Raw genomic sequence first — 17,369 nt, forward strand, 5'->3', positions numbered from 1 at the left:
CACAGACCGACACCGTCACGACACCCGGTCAGAGGTCCGCCAGTGGCGATTCCTGTTCCGGCCAGGGTGCCTCGAAATAACCCTCAATGGTCGCTTCCGATACCTCGGCCAATGAATGGCAGGACCAGGTCGGGTGCCGGTCCCGGTCGATGACCAGGGCACGGATGCCTTCCTGCAGGTCGGGGTGGCGACCGCAGTTGGCGGCCATGGCCAGTTCCATCCGGAAGATATCCTTCAGGGACATCTGCAGGCCATGGGCAAGCTGGCTCTCCAGCAGGCCCAGCGAGATCGGGCAGGCCTGGCGAAGGCTGTCTTTGCAGGCGTTCCACCAGTCATTGCCGGGCGGGCTTTCCAGCAGCCTTGCGACCACCCTTGGCAGTTCATCCCGGCGGCACAGGCGGGCGATATCCTGCTCATAGCGGGCCAGCTCACTGTCCGGCAGATCCGACGGGCGTGCCTCGCGGATCTGGTTCAGCAGCCGGAACAGGCGGTTGTCGTCGGCAGCGATCTCGCCGGTCCAGTATTGTTCGCTGATGCGTTCGACAAGCTCATCCTGTCGTTCGCGATCAAGTGCCAGGTCGGCCAGCCCCACCCGCATGGCGTCGCTGGCATTGAGCCGGGCCCCGGTCAGGCCCATGAACAGGCCGATACTGCCCGGCAAACGGTTGAGGAACCAGCTGGCCCCCGCGTCGGGAAACAGACCGATGGTGGCCTCGGGCATGGCCATGACCGTTTCCGGTGTGATCAGGCGGTAGCGGCTGGCCTGCAGCAGGCCCATGCCGCCGCCCATGGTAATGCCGTGGGCCAGGGTGATCACCGGCTTGGGAAAGGTGTGCAGGGTGTAATCCACCCGGTACTCCCGGGCGAATATATCTGTAACGGCTGCGGCAGGTGCCGGTGCCCGGGTGGCCTGGTATACCTCCCGAAGATCGATCCCCGCCGAGAAGGCGCGATCACCGTTGGCGGTGATCAGCACCAGGCAGATGTCGTCGTTCTCGGCCCAGGCATCCAGTTGCGCCTGCAGTCCGGTCAGCATGGCGGAGGACAGGGCATTCAGTTTGTCCGGCGAATTCAGGGTGAGGATGCCGAGGATGCCACTTCGGCAGGGGATTTCCCGGGTCTGGATGCTCATGCTGTCTGGCGCAGTCCTTCTGGTTTGTCTTGCAACGCTCGAAAAGCCTACTTTGGTGATAACTTTACCAGAAATAAAGCGTACTAAGGTCGCAGGTTACAGGCGGGAAGACTGCGTTGATATGTCTCAATCGCCACCTCCCGAACCTGTGTTATAACATCAAAAAACAGATGGAGAGACCTATGAATGTTGGCAAAGTGGTAGTGGCAGGTGCGTTCATGATGAGTGTGATGTGGGCTGGTCCGGTTTTCGCCGCCGGCAATCCCGAGGCTGGCAAGGCCAAGGCCGCGGTTTGCGCAGCCTGTCATGGCAGGAACGGTGTTGCCCAGATTCCAGGGTATCCCAACCTGGCGGGCCAGAATGAGGCCTACCTCATTTCCTCCCTGAAAGCCTATCGCAGCAAGGAGCGTAGCGGTGGCCAGGCGGCGGTGATGCAGGGCCAGGCCTCCGGGCTCAGCGATGAGGACATTGCCAACCTGGCAGCCTACTATGCCAGCCTGCCGGCGGACGGGGGCGAATAGGTCAGCCCGTCCCCGATGAAAAACCGGCCCTTGCCTGGCCGGTTTTCTGTCTCCCTGCGGTCAGTACCCCCCGCTGACAATCCGGTAACTGGGGATATAGGCGGAGCCGCCGGGCAGTTTCATGCGGTCCTGGGCCACGAAAGCGGCCAGCATCTCTTCCAGGGGATCCAGCAGCACCGGGTCGCCGGCAATCTCGAAAGGACCTTTCGCCTGCACCTGGCGGATGCCGTCCGCTTTCACGTTACCCGCCACGATGCCGCTGAATGCCTTGCGCAGGTTGGCCGCGATCAGGTGTGCCGGCTGTTTGGTATGCAGGTCCAGGGCCCGCATACTGATGTGGGTGGGGTCGAACGGTAGCTGGAACACCGGGTCTATCTTCAGCATCCAGTTGAAGTGGTAGGCGTCCTGCATGGCCCGGCGGAAGGTCTCCACCTCGGTGACGCCCTTTTTCATGGCCTGGGCCACCCGGACCGGATCGTCAATAATGATCTCGTACTTTTCCGCCGCCTTGTTGCCCAGGGCGTTGCGAATGAAGCGGTCGATCATCTCGAAGTATTCCGCGTTCTCCTTCAGGCCGGTGAACACCACCGGGAAGGGGATATCGGCGTTGTCCGGATGCAGCAGGATGCCCAGCAGGTAGAGGATTTCCTCCGCCGTGCCCACACCGCCGGGGAACACGATGATGCCGTGGCCGGCCCGCACGAAGGCCTCCAGGCGCTTCTCGATATCCGGCAGGATCACCAGTTCGTTGACGATGGGGTTGGGGGCCTCAGCACCGATAATGCCAGGTTCGGTGATGCCGATGTAGCGGCCATTCTTCACCCGCTGCTTGGCGTGACCGATGGTGGCGCCTTTCATGGGCCCCTTCATGGCGCCCGGACCACAACCGGTGCAGATGCTCAGACCGCGCAGGCCCAACTGGTGGCCCACTTCCTTGCTGTAGGTGTATTCCTCGCGGCTGATGGAGTGGCCGCCCCAGCACACCACCAGGTCGGGCTGGCGACCCGCCTGCAGGGCCCGGGCATTACGCAGCACGTGGAAGATCAGGTTGGTGATGTCTTCCGGGTTGTCCCGCCGGAAACCGGCCACCGAGGAGGGAATGGTATTCGAGTAGACCAGGTCCCTGAGCACCGCAAACAGGTGCTCGCGGATGGCCCGCAGCATCTCGCCATCTACGAAGGCGCTGGCCGGCGCATTCAACACTTCCAGCTTGAGGCCCCGGGGCTGGGGCACCAGCCGGATGTCGAAGTCGGCATAGGCCTCCATCAGGTCCTTGCAGTCATCGGTTTCCGCGCCGGTGTTGAGCACGGCCAGGGCACACTGCCGGAACAACTGATAGAGGCCGCCCTCGCTCCGATCCTTGAGGCGGTTGACCTCGTGGTTGGACAGGATTTCGAGGCTGCCCTCCGGCGACACGAGGGCATTGGCCGTGGGTTGTTTCTGCATTCCAGGCATCCTTTCTGATTTTGGCAAGGCCGGATTTTGAGCCATTACGGGAACCGGGTAAACTAGGTGTTTTACGACGAATACGCCAGTCACCTTCGACCGATCCTTTAATCCCATGATGTTACTGATCCGCCCGGCCGCCGAAGTGGCCATCAAGAGCAAGCCCGTCCGCCGTCAGCAGATGCGTCAGCTACGCCAGAATATCCGCAAGCTGCTGGTGCGGCTGGACGACGACATCCGGGTGGAAGGCGCCTGGGACCGGATCGATGTGGACGTTCCGGAGGACCGGGGCCTGCTGAGCCCGGTGCTGGACGAGTTGAGCCGCATTCCCGGCATTTCCACCATCCAGGAGATTTCCGTGTATCCCCTGCAGGATCTGGATGATGTCGCCGACAAGGCCCTGGCGGCCTACCGGCAGCGTCTTGCCGGTCAGACCTTCGCGGTCCGGGCCCGGCGTACCGGTCAGCACGACTTCACCTCCAGCGAGCTTGAACGCCATGTGGGCGGGTATCTTCTGGCCCACACCGAGGCCGCCGGCGTGCGGCTCAAGGAGCCGGATGTGGAGGTGCGCATCGACGTTCGCAACGACCGGTTCCACATTTCCCATCGCAAGCATGAAGGCATGGGCGGCTACCCCATTGGCACTGTCGAAACCGTCATGACGCTGATTTCCGGCGGTTACGACTCCTCGGTGGCGGCTTACCTGATGATGCGGCGCGGCCTGCGCAGCCATTTCCTGTTCTTCAACCTGGGCGGGCATGCCCACGAAGTTGGCGTGAAACAGGTGGTCAGTCACCTCTGGCAGCGTTATGGCTCGTCCCATTCGGTGAAGTTTGTGTCCGTGCCCTTCGAAGGAGTAGTAGCCGAGATCATGCGCTCGGTCAATCACCGGCACTGGGGCGTCGTGCTCAAGCGCCAGATGCTGAAGGCGGCGGACCGGGTGGCGGAAGAGCTGCGGGTCGAGGGCCTGGTGATGGGGGATGCGGTGGCCCAGGTGTCGAGCCAGACCCTGACCAACCTGAATGTGGTGGACCGGGCCAGCGACATGATCGTGCTGCGCCCCCTGATCGCCATGGACAAGCAGCAGATCATTCGTATCGCCCATGATATCGACACCGAAGCCTACGCCCGCAACATGCCCGAGTACTGCGGGGTGATTTCCCAGAAACCCGCCACCCGGGCCAAATTGCACCGGGTCGAGGCGGACGAGGCGCTGATGGATCCGGCTGCCCTGCAGCAGGCGGTGGACAACCGCACCGAAACCCCGGTTTCCCGTATGATGATCTCGGAGGTGACCCCCGAGGAAGTGGAACTGGTCAGCACCCCGGCGGTGGATGATGTCATCATCGACGTGCGTCACCCGGACGAAGAACAGCGTTCGCCCCTGACACTGACCAATAACGAGGTGATCAACATCCCGTTCTACGAACTCAACCAGCAGGTTGATGACCTGGACAGGGGCCGCTGCTACCTGCTCTATTGCGACAAGGGCACCATGAGCCGCATGCATGCCGGCCACCTGAAGGCCGAGGGGCACGACAACATCAAGGTGTACGTACCGGGCTGACGGGGCGCTTGCCCTTGTTGGCTGAACTGTCGTTGGAATAACCGTTTCCACCCCGGTCGCCCCGGGCTGGGTCTCCCATGCACGAAAGGACTCCTGCCGATGCTCTACGTTCTCAAGTACGCGGTTTTGCCCCCGTTCCTGAATATCCTGCTGATGGCGGCGGGCATGCTGCTGGTGAGGCGTTTCCCCCGACTTGGGTGGGCACTGATGATCCTGGGCCTGGTCGCCCTCTACCTGCTGTCGATCCCGCCCGTCCAGTCGGTGCTCAGTATCGGTCTGGAGGATCATCCGGTGCCGACGGTGGAGGAGGCGTCCCGGGCGGATGTCATCGTGGTCCTGGGCGGTGGCCGTGAGACCGATGCGCCCCAGTGGTCCGGGCGGGACGTGGTGGCCGAGGCGCCCCTGGCCAGGCTGGCGGAGGCGGCTCGCTGGCACCGTCGCACCGGGTTGCCGCTACTGCTGACCGGTGGCAGGAATGAAGAGCGCGACCTGGAGTCCGAGGCACAGTTGATGAACCGCATGCTGGATGAGGCCTTCAACATCCAGGCCCGCTGGATGGAGCACGAGAGCGGCACCACCCGGGAGAACGCCGAATTCAGCGCCCGCATCCTCAACGCCGGCAACCTGGACACCATCCTGCTGGTGACCCACGCCGCTCATCTGACCCGGGCCATCCCCGAGTTCGAGCGGCTCGGCTTCGAGGTGATCCCCGCTCCCATGGGCTTCATCCATACCGGGGATCATGACGGCATCGAACTGGTACCCCGTACCTGGTACCTGCAGCAAAACACCCGTCTGCTCCATGAGCAGATCGGGCGCGTTTACTACTGGCTGACGCTTTAAGCCGGTAAGCAGGGCCTCAGACCCCGCCGATTCCCCTGAAGAACTGCTGCACGTTCTCACTCAGGGACTCCAGGTCATAGCCGCCTTCCTGCACCACCAGGGTGGGCAGGTACAGCTGGCTGATGTGTTTCCCAAGGCGGCCAAAGCCCTCGGAGGTTACCGATACCTTGGCCTGGGGGTCGTTCTTGTAGATGTCGAAGCCCAGACACAGCACCAGCACGTCTGGATCGTAGAGTTTGATGTCGGTGAGTGCCCGGTCCAGGGTCTCGAAAAAATGCTCCTCACTGGAACCGTGGGGCATGGGGTAGTTGATGTTGTACCCCTCGCCATCACCTTCGCCCCGCTCATTCTGGAAACCGGTGACCACCGGGTAGAAGTTGGTGGGGTCGCCGTGGATGGAGATATAGAGGATGTCGCTGCGATCGTAGAAGATCTCCTGCACACCCTGGCCGTGGTGCATGTCGGTATCCAGGATGGCCACCCGGGCGAACCGGTCCTGCAGGTGCTGGGCGGCGATGGCGGCGTTGTTCAGGTAACAGAAACCGCCAGCGGCGTCGCGGCGGGCATGGTGCCCCGGCGGGCGACACACCGCATAGGACACCCGGTCACCAGCCTTGATGGCGTCCGCCGCGCCCAGCGCGGACTGGGCCGACCAGTAGGCCGCCTCCCAGGTTTTCGGGCCAATGGGTGAACTGCCGTCGGCCTGGTAGCGGGCGGCCTCTGCGAGAATGCCCTGCAGGTGGTTGGGCGCGCGCACGAAGATATTGGAGATCACCTCCTCGCCCCAGTCCTCCTGCTCCATCCAGCGACGGTGGGCGGATTCCAGGAAGCGCAGGTAACCCAGATCATGGATGTCGGAGATGGGCCCGGCCCCCTGGTCTGCGGGCTGGAGCACTTCCACCCCCAGTTCCTTCAGGCCCTCCAGCATCTGACCGGTACGGTCCGCCACCTCCTGGGGCTGACGCATCTGACCGCGGGTGAAGTACGTCTTGGGAGCGTGCAGGTCCTGTGACGGGTGAAAATACGCTTTCATGTTCCGGCCTCCTGATGAATCAACGTTTTCGACCAGTATAGATGCCGGTCGGCTTCTTGCAGGGCGCTGGCCGATTGCCTTTACAGACGTCACAAAGGCAGCCAATATGTCCTCAGAACGTCTGAACCCTTCACGGATCGTCAGGGTGGTCAGCGGTTTCACCAGTAGTCTCACTCCCGGACGTTTTCGTCAACACCCCGGACAGCGTCGAACAAAAGCGAACAAGCGACAGCAACTGTCTCTCAAACAGAGGAGTCACCATGATCGAGTCACCCCTGCTGAAGAACCTGAAAGGCTATATTGGCGGCCAGTGGAAAGCCACCGGCGACAATACCTTTGATGTTTACAACCCGGCGACGGGGCAAGTACTCGCCAGTGTGCCCTCAATGCCGGTGGAGGATGTCAGGGCGGCCATCGAGGCTGGCAAATCGGCCCTGAAGCTGACCGAGCCCTACGCCATCGAGACCCGCCGACAGTGGCTGGAAGGCATTCGCGATGCCCTCAAGGACAACCGCGAGGAGATCGGTCGTATCCTCTGTCTGGAGCACGGAAAGCCCCTGAACGAGGCCCAGGGCGAGGTGGACTACGCCGCCGGTTTCTTCGATTATTTTTCAAAGACCATCGGCGACCTGAATGCCCATACCCTGGAAGAAAAGCCCCGGGACTGCACCTGGACCATCCACTACCGCCCGGTGGGCGTAGTGGGGCTGATCACCCCCTGGAACTTCCCCATCGGCATGATCGCCAAGAAATTGTCCGCCGCGATGGCCGCCGGCTGCCCGTCGGTGATCAAGCCCGCCAGCGAAACCCCACTCACCATGATCGCCATGTTCACCGTCATTGATGAGAACGTGGAGCTGCCCGAAGGCATGATCAACCTGGTGATGGGCAAGGCCAGCGTGATCGGCAAGGAACTGTGCGATAACCCGGATGTGCCCATGCTCAGCTTCACCGGCTCCACTGAAGTGGGCCGCAAGCTGATCATCGACACCGCCGACCAGGTGAAGAAGCTGGCCCTGGAGCTGGGTGGCAACGCACCGTTCATCGTGTTTGACGATGCCGACCTGGACAAGGCGGCGGACAACCTGATCGCCAACAAATTCCGCGGCGGCGGCCAGACCTGTGTCTGCGCCAACCGCATCTTCGTCCATGAGAAAGTGATGGACGCCTTTGCCGGCAAGCTGGCGGATCGGGTCAACAAAATGACCGTGGGCGATGGTATCAACGGCGACGTGGACATCGGCCCGCTGATTAACCGGGCCGGCTTCGACAAGGTCCGCGACCACCTGGAAGACGCCCTGAAAAAAGGCGCCAGCCTGGTGGCGGGCACCCAGCCGGGTGACCTGCCGAAGGACAAACTGTTCTTCCCGCCCACCGTGGTCTCCGGCGTCAAGCGCGACATGGCCTGCTTCCGCGAGGAAACCTTCGGCCCGCTGGTGCCCATGGTGGCCTTCAGCACCGAGGACGAAGCCATCGAAATGGGCAACGACACCGAGTTCGGCCTGGCCTCCTACGTGTTCACTGCCGACGAGGACCGTGCCCAGCGTGTGGCCGGCGGCCTGCGCTTCGGCCACGTGGGCTGGAACACCGGCACCGGCCCGGCCCCGGAAGCGCCCTTTGGCGGCATGAAAGCCTCCGGCATCGGCCGCGAGGGCGGCACCGAAGGTCTGTTCGAGTTTGTCGAGCCGCAGGCGGTACCGCGGGGGTTCTGACGCCCCTGAAAGAGTGCCTCGTATCCGAGGCACTCTTTCAACCCCTCTCCCGACTAATCCAATCCCCCACCCATGGGTGATATACTGCTGCCTCATTTTCCACCAGGCAATGAACGGCAGAATCCATGGATGTCTCCCCCATCATCGATCCCCTGAACGACGCCCAGCGCGAAGCGGTCACCGCCCAGAACGACCACCTGCTGGTGCTGGCGGGTGCCGGCAGTGGCAAGACCCGGGTGCTGGTCCATCGTATGGCCTGGCTGATGCAGGTGGATGGGGTGCCGCCCACTGGTATCCTGGCCGTGACCTTCACCAACAAGGCGGCGAAGGAGATGCGTTACCGCATCGAACAGATGATGGACGTGCCGGCCCGGGGAATGTGGTTCGGTACCTTCCACGGCATCGCCCACCGCCTGCTGCGGGCCCACTACCAGGACGCCGGCCTGCCCGAGAATTTCCAGGTACTGGACAGCGACGATCAACTGCGACTGGTCAAGCGGGTGATGCGGGAGCTTCAGATCGACGAGGGCCGCTGGCCACCCCGCCAGGCCCAGTGGTTCATCAACAGCCACAAGGACGAGGGCCTGCGGGCGGACCACATCCAGGAGAACCCGGGCGACCACTTCACCAGCACCATGCTGCAGATCTACCGCCAGTACGAGAAGCTCTGCAATCAGGGTGGCCTGGTGGACTTTGGTGAGCTGCTGCTGCGGTCCCACGAACTCTGGCTGCACCGGCCGGAACTGCTGGCCCACTACCAGCGTCGCTTCCAGCACATCCTGGTGGACGAGTTCCAGGACACCAACACCATCCAGTACGCCTGGCTGCAGATCCTGGCCAGCAACCGGGTACCCCTCACCGTGGTGGGGGATGATGACCAGTCCATCTACGGCTGGCGCGGGGCCAAGATCGAGAACATCCAGCAGTACCAGCGGGATTTCCCCAACTCACGCCTGGTGCGCCTGGAGCAGAACTACCGTTCCACCCAACTGATCCTCAAGGCCGCCAACGCGGTGATCGCCAACAACCAGGGGCGCCTCGGCAAGGAGCTGTGGACCGACGGCCCCGAGGGCGAACCCATCAGCCTGTATGCCGCCTTCAACGAAATGGACGAGGCCAATTACATCGCTGACACCATTAGCGCCTGGGTGGACGAAGGCAACCTGCGCAGCGAGGCAGCCATCCTGTACCGCTCCAACGCCCAGTCCCGGGTGTTGGAGGAATCCCTGATGCGCCAGGGCATTCCCTACCGGGTCTACGGCGGCCTGCGGTTCTACGACCGCCAGGAAATCCGCAACGCCATCGCCTACCTGCGATTGGTGCACTACCGTCGTGACGACGCCGCCTTCGAGCGGGTGGTGAACGTGCCCACCCGGGGCATCGGCGCCAAGAGCCTGGGGGACCTGCGGGCCTACGCCACCGAGCAGGGTATCTCCCTGTGGGAGGCGTCCGAGCGCATGCTGGACGCGGGCGTGGTCAAGGGCAAGGCCCGCACCGGCCTGCAGCAGTTTATCGACATCATCCAGACCCTGACCGACAAGGTGGACCAGTCGTCCCTGCAGGGCCTGATGAAGGAAACCCTGGAGCTCAGCGGCCTCAAGGATTACCACGCCAACGAAAAGGGCGAGAAGGGCCAGGCCCGGGTGGAGAACCTGGAGGAACTGGTCAACGCCCTGTCGGACTATGAGGTGGAGGACGATGAGGACGCGTTGTCGGAATTCATCGCCCAGGCGGCCCTGGACGCCGGCGAGGCCCAGGCGGATACCCACGAGGACAGCGTCCAGCTGATGACGCTGCACTCCGCCAAGGGCCTGGAGTTCCCGCTGGTGTTCCTGGCCGGGGTGGAGGAAGGGCTGTTCCCCCACAGCATGTCCCTGGAGGAACCGGGTCGCATGGAAGAGGAACGCCGGCTGGCTTACGTGGGCATCACCCGGGCCATGAAGCGGCTGATCCTCACCTACGCCGAATCCCGGCGCTTGTACGGTCAGGAGAAGTTCCACGCCCTGTCCCGCTTTGTACGGGAGATTCCGGCCGACTGCCTCCAGGAGGTGCGCCTGCGCAACACGGTCAGCCGCCCCGCCATGGTATCCCGGCCCAACGAAGGGCTGTTCAGCCAGCAACCGGAGGCCGGCACCGGCTTCAGCCTTGGCCAGCGGGTGCGCCACCCCAAGTTTGGCGAGGGCATCGTCATGAACAGCGAGGGCAGCGGTCACCACACCCGGGTGCAGGTCAATTTTGACGACGGCGCGAAATGGCTGGTGCTGGCCTATGCACCGCTGGAATCCTGCTGAGCAGGCACCAGCGGCAGACGGATCAGAAGTCCCGTTCTTCCACTGGCGGTGGGGAGTACTGGTAGACCCAGGTCTCCGTCAGCGGCTGGTCCCCCAGGCGCAGGTACACCCGCAGGTCGATGGGCTCCGGTGAGTCGTCCGGCACCAGGTCGAACATGGCCCGGTAGCCATTGATCGAGCCCAGTGGCCGGGCCGAAGTGATTTCCACTTTGCCCCGGCTGACCTCGATCACCGGCTCCACCTCGGCATCCTCGCCCATCATGCCCAGCAGTCCCCCGGCAAAGTCGATGGCAAACCGCCGCGAGAAGTAGGTGCGCTCCTGGCCCACCACACCGCCGATGCCCGTGCGGGTCGCCTCCACCGTGGCCAGGTTGTCCGGTGACGCCGGCGGCTTCTCGCCCCAGGTCAGCCGATAGCTGAACAGGTGCTCCCGGCCCGGTTCCAGTGGTTCTTTGGGGTGCCAGAAGGCAACGATGTTGTCCATGGTTTCGTCCGCGGTGGGAATCTCCACCAGCATCACCGAGCCTTCGCCCCAGTTGCTACCGGGTTCCACCCACAGGCTCGGTCGTTTGCCATAGAACACGCTGTCGTCCTGGTAGTGGTCAAAATCCCGGTCCCGCTGTAGCAGACCAAAACCTCGCGGGTTGTCGTCGAGAAAACTGTTGACCTGCAAATGCCGGGGGTTGCGCAGTGGGCGCCAGATCCATTCCCCGGCACCGGTCCACAGGGACAGGCCGTCGGAATCATGGATTTCCGGTCGCCAGTCGTTGGCCATGCGGCGGTCGTTCTCGCCCATCTGGTACATGCTGGTGAGCGGGGCAATGCCGACGCGTTCGATGGTACGGCGAGGGTAGAGGGCCGCATCAATGTCCATCACCATGTCCCGGCCCGGATACAGGTCGAAGGCATAGGCGCCGGTCACACTGTCGGACTCCAGCAGGGCGTATAGGGTCAGCCGTGTGGAACCGGCCGGTGGCGGCTGGAACCAGAATGCGGTGAAGCGGGGAAACTCCTCGCCGCTGTCCAGCGCCGTGTCCACCGCCAGCCCCCGGGCGGACAGGCCGTACTGCATGGACTCGCCCACCGCCCGGAAGTAGCTGGCCCCCAGGAAGGCGGCCAGGTCCCGTTCATCATCGGTATGGAAGCGAACCCGGAAGCCGGCATAGCCGAGATCGTCCGGTAGCCCTTGCAGGGACTGTTCGCCTTTGTAGGTGAAGTTGTCGGGGCTGTAGGGGATTTCCCGGGGCTGGCCGTTCACCAGCTCGAACAGGTGCACGGGCTCCTGGAAATACAGCCCCAGATGGAAGAAGCCGATCTCGAAGGGGGTGTCTTCGTTATGCCAGAGTGCCTGGTCGGCCTTGAACCGTATTGACTGGTAGTCATCCCAGGAGATGTCCTTCAGCGCCTGGGGCACCTGCTCCCGGGTGGGGGCATGGGGCTGGTCGGCCAGGTGACGGGCGTGGCCCTTGAGCCAGGCGAAGTCGAACTGCTCGGGTACCGGAACCTTGCTGGCCACCGCCGGGCGGGGCGTCATTAGCGCAGACAGGGGCAGGCCAGTCAGGCCCGCGGTGGCGGCCAGGTGAAGCAACAGGGAACGTCGATCCATGGGTGACTCCTATGGCAAACGGTGTCCCTATTCTGCCTGTGGTGTCATGTATCAGGGGGTTACGATTCCGAAAGGCGGGTCGGCTGTTCAGATCGACGAGGTGACAAAGTCCGGCGTAATGCCGGACGTCCGGATGCAGGTCTCCAGGTCCAGGCCCGCCAGTGAGCCGTGGCCGGTGACCAGCAGGCTTGCCATTCCCTTTGTCCTGGCGCCAAGGATATCCGTGTGCAGGGTGTCGCCGACCATCAGTATTCGACGGGCGGGAATGCCGGCGAGGCGCTCGAGGGCGGCGTCAAAGGCCGGGCCGTAAGGTTTGCCGAAGAAACGCGGGGTGATGCCCGTTTCCTCTCGCAGTTTGTGGGCGAAAAAGCCGGGTTCCAGGGTCAGGCAATCACCACGGGGCGCCACCAGGTCCGGGTTCGCCACCTCCAGCGGTCGCCGTCGACGTTTCAGGCTGTTCGACAGTTGAGCGTGCAGGGGCTCATCCCAATGCTCGCTGCTCAGGAAGATAAACCCGTCGCAGGCGTCCAGCGCCTGGTCGCTTACGCCGGGGCGTACCGGCTGCTGTGTCAGCGGGCCCAGTGACTGGCTGTCGGAATGGGCCGGTGCGATCACGCCCCACACGCCTTGCCTGGGTTCCCGGGCGAGGGCGTCTTCCAGCAACCAGCGGCTGGAAATGATCCTGTCTTCGGTCAGCCCGAATCCCATGGCCCGGTATTTTGCGGTCAGGGCCTGCTGGCTGGCGGTAGCGGCGTTGGAGAGCACCAGGACCGGTTTCCCGAGGGCCTGCAGCGCCGCCAGTCGGGCCGCCGCGCCGGGAATGACGGCCTGCCCGGTGTTCAGCACGCCGAACGCATCAAAGACAAAGGCGTCGAACTCGCCGGCCAGTGGTTCCAGCGACGCTATCCACCGGGGAGCACTTTGGTTGGCGGCCGTCGCCGGGAGCTGATCCCGCAGCCGCTGGTACTGGTCAAAGGCCCAGGCGGGTGTCGGGGTGACGCCGTCAAAGGTGGTTGGATGGCTATCGGTCATGCCCTCAGATTACCGCCTGTCGCACCCGGGCGGATACCCACTCCGAGACCACCACGGTGGCGAGGATCACCACAAAGATCATCGCCACCTGGTTCCAGGCCAGGGTGGCCAGCGATGCGTTGAGCTGGATGCCCAGGCCGCCGGCTCCCACCAGCCCCAGGATGGTGGACTCGCGGATGTTGATGTCCCAGCGGAACACGCTGATGCCCCAGAACGCCGGCAGGATCTGCGGCACGATGGCATAGTCGATCACCTGGACACCACTGGCGCCGGTGGCCCGTACCGCTTCCACCTGGCTGGTGTCGATCTCCTCGATCGCCTCGTAGAGCAACTTGGCCACGAAGCCGATGGACCGCAGGCCGATAGCGATAATGCCGGACAACAGCCCCGGGCCGATAATGGCCACCAGCAGCAGCGCCCAGATAAGCGAATTGATGGATCGGGACGCCACGATCAGCAGGAGTGCCAGCGGGCGCACAAACCGTTTACTGGGGGTGGTGTTGCTGGCAGCCAGAAAGGCCACCGGTACCGCAATGGCTACCCCGATCAGGGTGCCTAGGGTGGCGATATTGATGGTATCCCACAGGGGGGCCCACAACTCGTCGATGTAACCCCAGGCTGGCGGAAACATGCGCCCGCCGATATCGGCTGCCTGGTCCGGCGCGTCACTGACAAAGGCCCAGATCGTGTTCTCGTTCATCAACTGCCAGCAGAACACGGTCAGAGCCACCAGCGAGAACCAGCCCAGCCATCGCAGCAGCGTCTGCTTCGGTGTCCGGTACTGCCAGACAGGCACGGAAGGGGTTTCGGTCATTGTACCCACCTGCGAATCCAGGAAGACGAATATTCCACCACCAGCACGATGGCGATGATGATAATCAGGATGGCCCCGGCGGAATCATACTCGTAACGGTCAATGGCGGTGTTCAGGGTGGCGCCGATGCCACCGGCCCCGACTATGCCGATCACCGCCGATTCCCGGAAGTTGATGTCCAGGCGGTACAGAGAGAGCCCCACCAGCCGGGGCATGACCTGGGGCTGTACGGCATAGTTGACCACCTGCCACCAGCTTGCGCCGGTGGCGCGGATGGCTTCGAGCTGGCTGTGGTCGCATTCCTCGATATCCTCCGCCAGCAGTTTTGACAGGAAACCGATGGTGGCGAATGCCAGTGTCAGGAAGCCCGCAAAGGGCCCGAAGCCGAACATGGCCACCAGCAGGATGGCGATGATCACTTCCTGGAACGAGCGGGACAGGGTGATGATGCTCCGGCAGGCCAGGTACACCGGCGCTGGCGCCAGGTTGCGGGCGGCGCCGATGCCGATGGGCACGGAAATCAGGATACCGGCCACCGTTGAGGTCACCGTCATGGTCAGGCTCTCCACCAGGCCTTCGCGGATGTCCCGCCACCGGGTGACGAAATCCGGTACCAGGAAGCCTTCCACGAATTTCCAGCCCCGGTCCAGTCCCAGCCACACCCGGTGCCAGTCGATCTCCACGCTTTGCATCGCCAGCACCAGGTAGATCAGCGCGCCGGTGTAGATCAGCCGTCGCCACAACGGATTGGTCAGCAGTACCGGTGGCCGCTTCCAGCGGGTGGGGTAGCTTTGCGCCGTCATCTACACCCCCTCGGCCAGGTCCACGGTGGGAGCCAGGGGCTCTTCGTGGGCGGTATCCTCACCGCGCATCTGAGTCCAGTCCTCATTGCCGTAGATGCGGGTCAGAACCTCGTCGGTCAGTGCCTCGGGTCTGCCGTCAAAGACCACCTCGCCGGCCCTCAGGCCGATGATCCGGTCGGTGAATTGCCGGGCCAGCATCACATCGTGGATATTGATGATGGCCGGCAGGTTCCTTTCCCGGCAGGCGCTGCCGATCAGGCGCATGATCTGGCGCGAGGTTTTGGGGTCCAGGGACGCGGTGGGTTCGTCCACCAGCAGCAGTTCCGGGTCCTGTTCCAGGGCCCGGGCAATGCCGACGCGCTGGCGCTGGCCACCGGACAGGGCATCGGCCCGCTTGTTGAAATGGTCCGACAGCCCGACCTGTTCCAGCAGGGAAAATGCCTGGGCCACATCGTCCGGTGAATAGCGGCGCAGGAACGAACGCCAGGCGGGCACGTAACCGAGCCGCCCCGACAGTACGTTCTCCATCACCGTCAGGCGCTCCACCAGGGCATACTCCTGGAAGATCATGCCGATCCGGCGTCGGGCACGGCGCAGCGCACCGCCTTGCAGGGTCGCCAGGTTGGTCTCCGACAGCAGGATTTCCCCGGCGGACGGTTCCACCAGGCGGTTAATGCACCGGATCAGAGTGGACTTGCCCGCACCGGAGGGGCCGATCAGCCCCACCACCTGGCCAGCGGGTACTTCGAAGCTGACCTGGCGGAGGGCTGTGTCTCCGGTGGGGTAGGTTTTTGAGAGGTTGCTGAGTGTAAGCACGTGGTCGATTCACCGCTTATTGACAGTGGTATTCAACGCCGTTGGCATCGTCGATCTTGCGGATCACTTCCCAATGCTCCTTGAAGGTGATGGGAATGAACTGGGCCTCGCCGGACTTGGAGAACTCCTCTTCCAGTGCGGTGCCTTCCCATTCAAAGGAGAAGAAGGCGTCCTGGATGGCTTCCTGCAACTCCGGAGTCAGATTGTGGGCGATGCCATAGCCTGTGGTGGGGAAGGTCTGGGACTGGTAAAGGGAGACAATCTGGTCCTCGCTCACCACATCCCGGCTCAGCATGCGGTTAAGCACCGAGTTGGCAATGGCGGCAGCCGGGTAGTCCTGGTTGGCGACCCCCAGTATGGAGTTGTCGTGCTTGCCGGAGAACACCGGCTCAAAGTCTTCTCCGGCCACCATGCCATAGTCTGCCTTCAGGATCGCCGACGGCGCCTTGAAGCCGGAGTTGGAGGTCTGGGAGGTAAAGGCCATTTCCCCGCCACGGATATCTTCCACCTCGTCAATGCCCGAGTCCGGGTAGGTGATGATTTCCATCTCATAGCCGAAGGAACCGTCTGCGGCGGCCATCATGGTAAATGGACGAAAGCCTGCGCAGGCCACTGCCAGAGGGTTGGAGCCGGTATTGAAGCCGGCAATATGCAGGCGCCCGGCGCGCATGGCTTCGATCTGGGCGGCGTTGGACTGCACCGGGAAAAACTGGACCTTCTTGCCGGTGGTGTCGGCCAGGTGGTCCATGAATTCGGACCAGACTTCCCGGTAGACGGCCGGGTCTTCAACCGGCGTGTAGGCAAAGATGAGGGTGGAGGGATCCACTTGCTGGTCGGCATCGGCGGGGATGTCGGCCACCAGGTCGCCGTCCTGGTCCTGGTAGCGGCTGTCGAGAGTGAACTCGGCGTGGCTGGCCAGGGGCAGCATCAGGGGAAGGCAGGCCAGCAGTGTCAGCGGTTTCATCGTCATCGTCGGACTCCTTGTTGTCTGGGAATAGGCTTACTCCCGGACGATAAGGCAATCCGATGATGCTTTTATGACAGCAACGTGCTGACGCGACACATTATGTGATGGGGTGGTTTCCTTCGGTAGAAGGAACGGCAGCGCACCCCGCCACGGGATGCGTCAGTGGGCCTGTTCCGGGACTTCGCGAATGCGGCCATGCTCATCAATGGCCACATACACGAACAGACCTTCGGTCACCTTGCGTGCGCCCTTGTTATTGCGGTCCCGGGTCCACACTTCCACGTTGATCTTCATGGAGCTGCGGCCGATGTCCACCAGTTCGCAGTAGCACCCAACCTGGGCGCCGATGCGCAGGGGCGAGAGGAATTCCATGCGGTCCATGGCGACGGTGGCGTTGCGGCCCTGGGAGATGCGTCCGGCCAGGGTGCCTGCGGCGGTGTCCATCTGCTGTACCAGCCAGCCGGCGTACACGTCGCCATTGGCGTTGGTGTCGGCGGGCAGGGGTACTACCTGGATCACCAGTTCCCCACGGGGGGTGGGCCTGTCGTCGTCGAAGTCAGTCATTGAGCGCTACCTTGTTTTTCTTGGATAGGGGGCCGTCGGGTAAGCCCTGTATTCATGATTGGGAGGGCAGTTGATACCGGATTCCCTGTTTATTTGCTGAGCATGGTATTCATCACATCGCCGTATGCAAGTGAAATCGACAGATAAGCAGTGTCCCGTCTGGTAAATTCGCTGATCTACGACTTGTCGCTGGTGACTCTGGTCCTGTGTTGCCAGTGATAT

The 17,369-nt window shown here is 63.1% G+C and carries 15 protein-coding genes; 5 read left to right on the plus strand and 10 right to left on the minus strand.

All coding sequences use genetic code 11. The features are described 5' to 3' along the window. Positions 1–28: 28 nt before the first annotated feature. A complete protein-coding gene (locus ACJO2E_RS16995) occupies positions 29–1,132 on the minus strand; it encodes an enoyl-CoA hydratase/isomerase family protein (protein ID WP_406965419.1) in 1,104 nt (367 codons plus the stop codon). Between the two features lie 182 nt (positions 1,133–1,314). On the opposite strand from ACJO2E_RS16995, the gene ACJO2E_RS17000 reads away from it, so the two are divergent. Next, entirely contained in the window at positions 1,315–1,653 is a 339-nt protein-coding gene (locus ACJO2E_RS17000) for a c-type cytochrome (protein ID WP_406965420.1), read from the plus strand. Between the two features lie 60 nt (positions 1,654–1,713). On the opposite strand, the gene ppnN is transcribed toward ACJO2E_RS17000, so the two are convergent. Next, a complete protein-coding gene (gene ppnN / locus ACJO2E_RS17005) occupies positions 1,714–3,099 on the minus strand; it encodes a nucleotide 5'-monophosphate nucleosidase PpnN (protein WP_406965422.1) in 1,386 nt (461 codons plus the stop codon). 115 nt (positions 3,100–3,214) lie between these two features. On the opposite strand from ppnN, the gene thiI reads away from it, so the two are divergent. Next, complete coding sequence (thiI, locus tag ACJO2E_RS17010) at positions 3,215–4,666, plus strand: tRNA uracil 4-sulfurtransferase ThiI (RefSeq protein ID WP_406965423.1); 1,452 nt, start codon at positions 3,215–3,217, stop codon at positions 4,664–4,666. 99 nt (positions 4,667–4,765) lie between these two features. Then, positions 4,766–5,509 carry a YdcF family protein gene (locus ACJO2E_RS17015; RefSeq protein ID WP_406965425.1) on the plus strand — a complete coding sequence of 248 codons (744 nt, stop codon included), beginning with the start codon at positions 4,766–4,768 and terminating at the stop codon, positions 5,507–5,509. 16 nt (positions 5,510–5,525) lie between these two features. Here ACJO2E_RS17015 and ACJO2E_RS17020 read toward each other — a convergent pair whose 3' ends face one another. Next, positions 5,526–6,542 (minus strand): histone deacetylase family protein, encoded by a 1,017-nt coding sequence (locus tag ACJO2E_RS17020; RefSeq protein ID WP_406965427.1) that lies wholly within the window; start codon positions 6,540–6,542, stop codon positions 5,526–5,528. A gap of 260 nt (positions 6,543–6,802) precedes the next feature. Between ACJO2E_RS17020 and ACJO2E_RS17025 the strand changes: the two genes are divergently transcribed. Then, positions 6,803–8,254, plus strand: a complete 1,452-nt coding sequence (locus ACJO2E_RS17025) for an NAD-dependent succinate-semialdehyde dehydrogenase (protein WP_406965428.1) — start codon at positions 6,803–6,805, stop codon at positions 8,252–8,254. A 125-nt stretch (positions 8,255–8,379) separates the two neighbouring features. After that, a complete protein-coding gene (gene uvrD, locus ACJO2E_RS17030) occupies positions 8,380–10,545 on the plus strand; it encodes a DNA helicase II (protein WP_406965430.1) in 2,166 nt (721 codons plus the stop codon). Positions 10,546–10,567: 22 nt separating this feature from the next. On the opposite strand, the gene ACJO2E_RS17035 is transcribed toward uvrD, so the two are convergent. From ACJO2E_RS17035 to ACJO2E_RS17065, 7 genes are all read right to left on the minus strand, one after another. After that, positions 10,568–12,151 carry an OpgD/OpgG family glucan biosynthesis protein gene (locus ACJO2E_RS17035; protein ID WP_406965431.1) on the minus strand — a complete coding sequence of 528 codons (1,584 nt, stop codon included), beginning with the start codon at positions 12,149–12,151 and terminating at the stop codon, positions 10,568–10,570. 87 nt (positions 12,152–12,238) lie between these two features. Continuing rightward, entirely contained in the window at positions 12,239–13,183 is a 945-nt protein-coding gene (locus tag ACJO2E_RS17040) for an HAD-IIA family hydrolase (RefSeq protein WP_406965432.1), read from the minus strand. A gap of 4 nt (positions 13,184–13,187) precedes the next feature. Continuing rightward, complete coding sequence (gene phnE / locus ACJO2E_RS17045) at positions 13,188–13,997, minus strand: phosphonate ABC transporter, permease protein PhnE (RefSeq protein WP_406965433.1); 810 nt, start codon at positions 13,995–13,997, stop codon at positions 13,188–13,190. Further along, positions 13,994–14,800, minus strand: a complete 807-nt coding sequence (gene phnE, locus ACJO2E_RS17050; protein ID WP_406965434.1) for a phosphonate ABC transporter, permease protein PhnE — start codon at positions 14,798–14,800, stop codon at positions 13,994–13,996. Before phnE (ACJO2E_RS17050) ends, phnE (ACJO2E_RS17045) begins: the two co-directional genes overlap by 4 nt. Next, entirely contained in the window at positions 14,801–15,616 is an 816-nt protein-coding gene (phnC, locus tag ACJO2E_RS17055) for a phosphonate ABC transporter ATP-binding protein (RefSeq protein WP_406965436.1), read from the minus strand. 16 nt (positions 15,617–15,632) lie between these two features. Next, on the minus strand, positions 15,633–16,586 hold the full coding sequence (gene phnD, locus ACJO2E_RS17060) for a phosphate/phosphite/phosphonate ABC transporter substrate-binding protein (RefSeq protein WP_406965437.1): 954 nt from the start codon (positions 16,584–16,586) through the stop codon (positions 15,633–15,635). A 156-nt stretch (positions 16,587–16,742) separates the two neighbouring features. Continuing rightward, the gene (locus tag ACJO2E_RS17065; RefSeq protein ID WP_406965438.1) at positions 16,743–17,147 is read right to left on the minus strand and encodes an acyl-CoA thioesterase; all 405 of its coding nucleotides are present in this window, start codon (positions 17,145–17,147) and stop codon (positions 16,743–16,745) included. Positions 17,148–17,369 lie beyond the last annotated feature (222 nt).

Source organism: Marinobacter shunpengi (assembly GCF_045449695.1).
In the GTDB taxonomy this organism is placed as follows: domain Bacteria; phylum Pseudomonadota; class Gammaproteobacteria; order Pseudomonadales; family Oleiphilaceae; genus Marinobacter.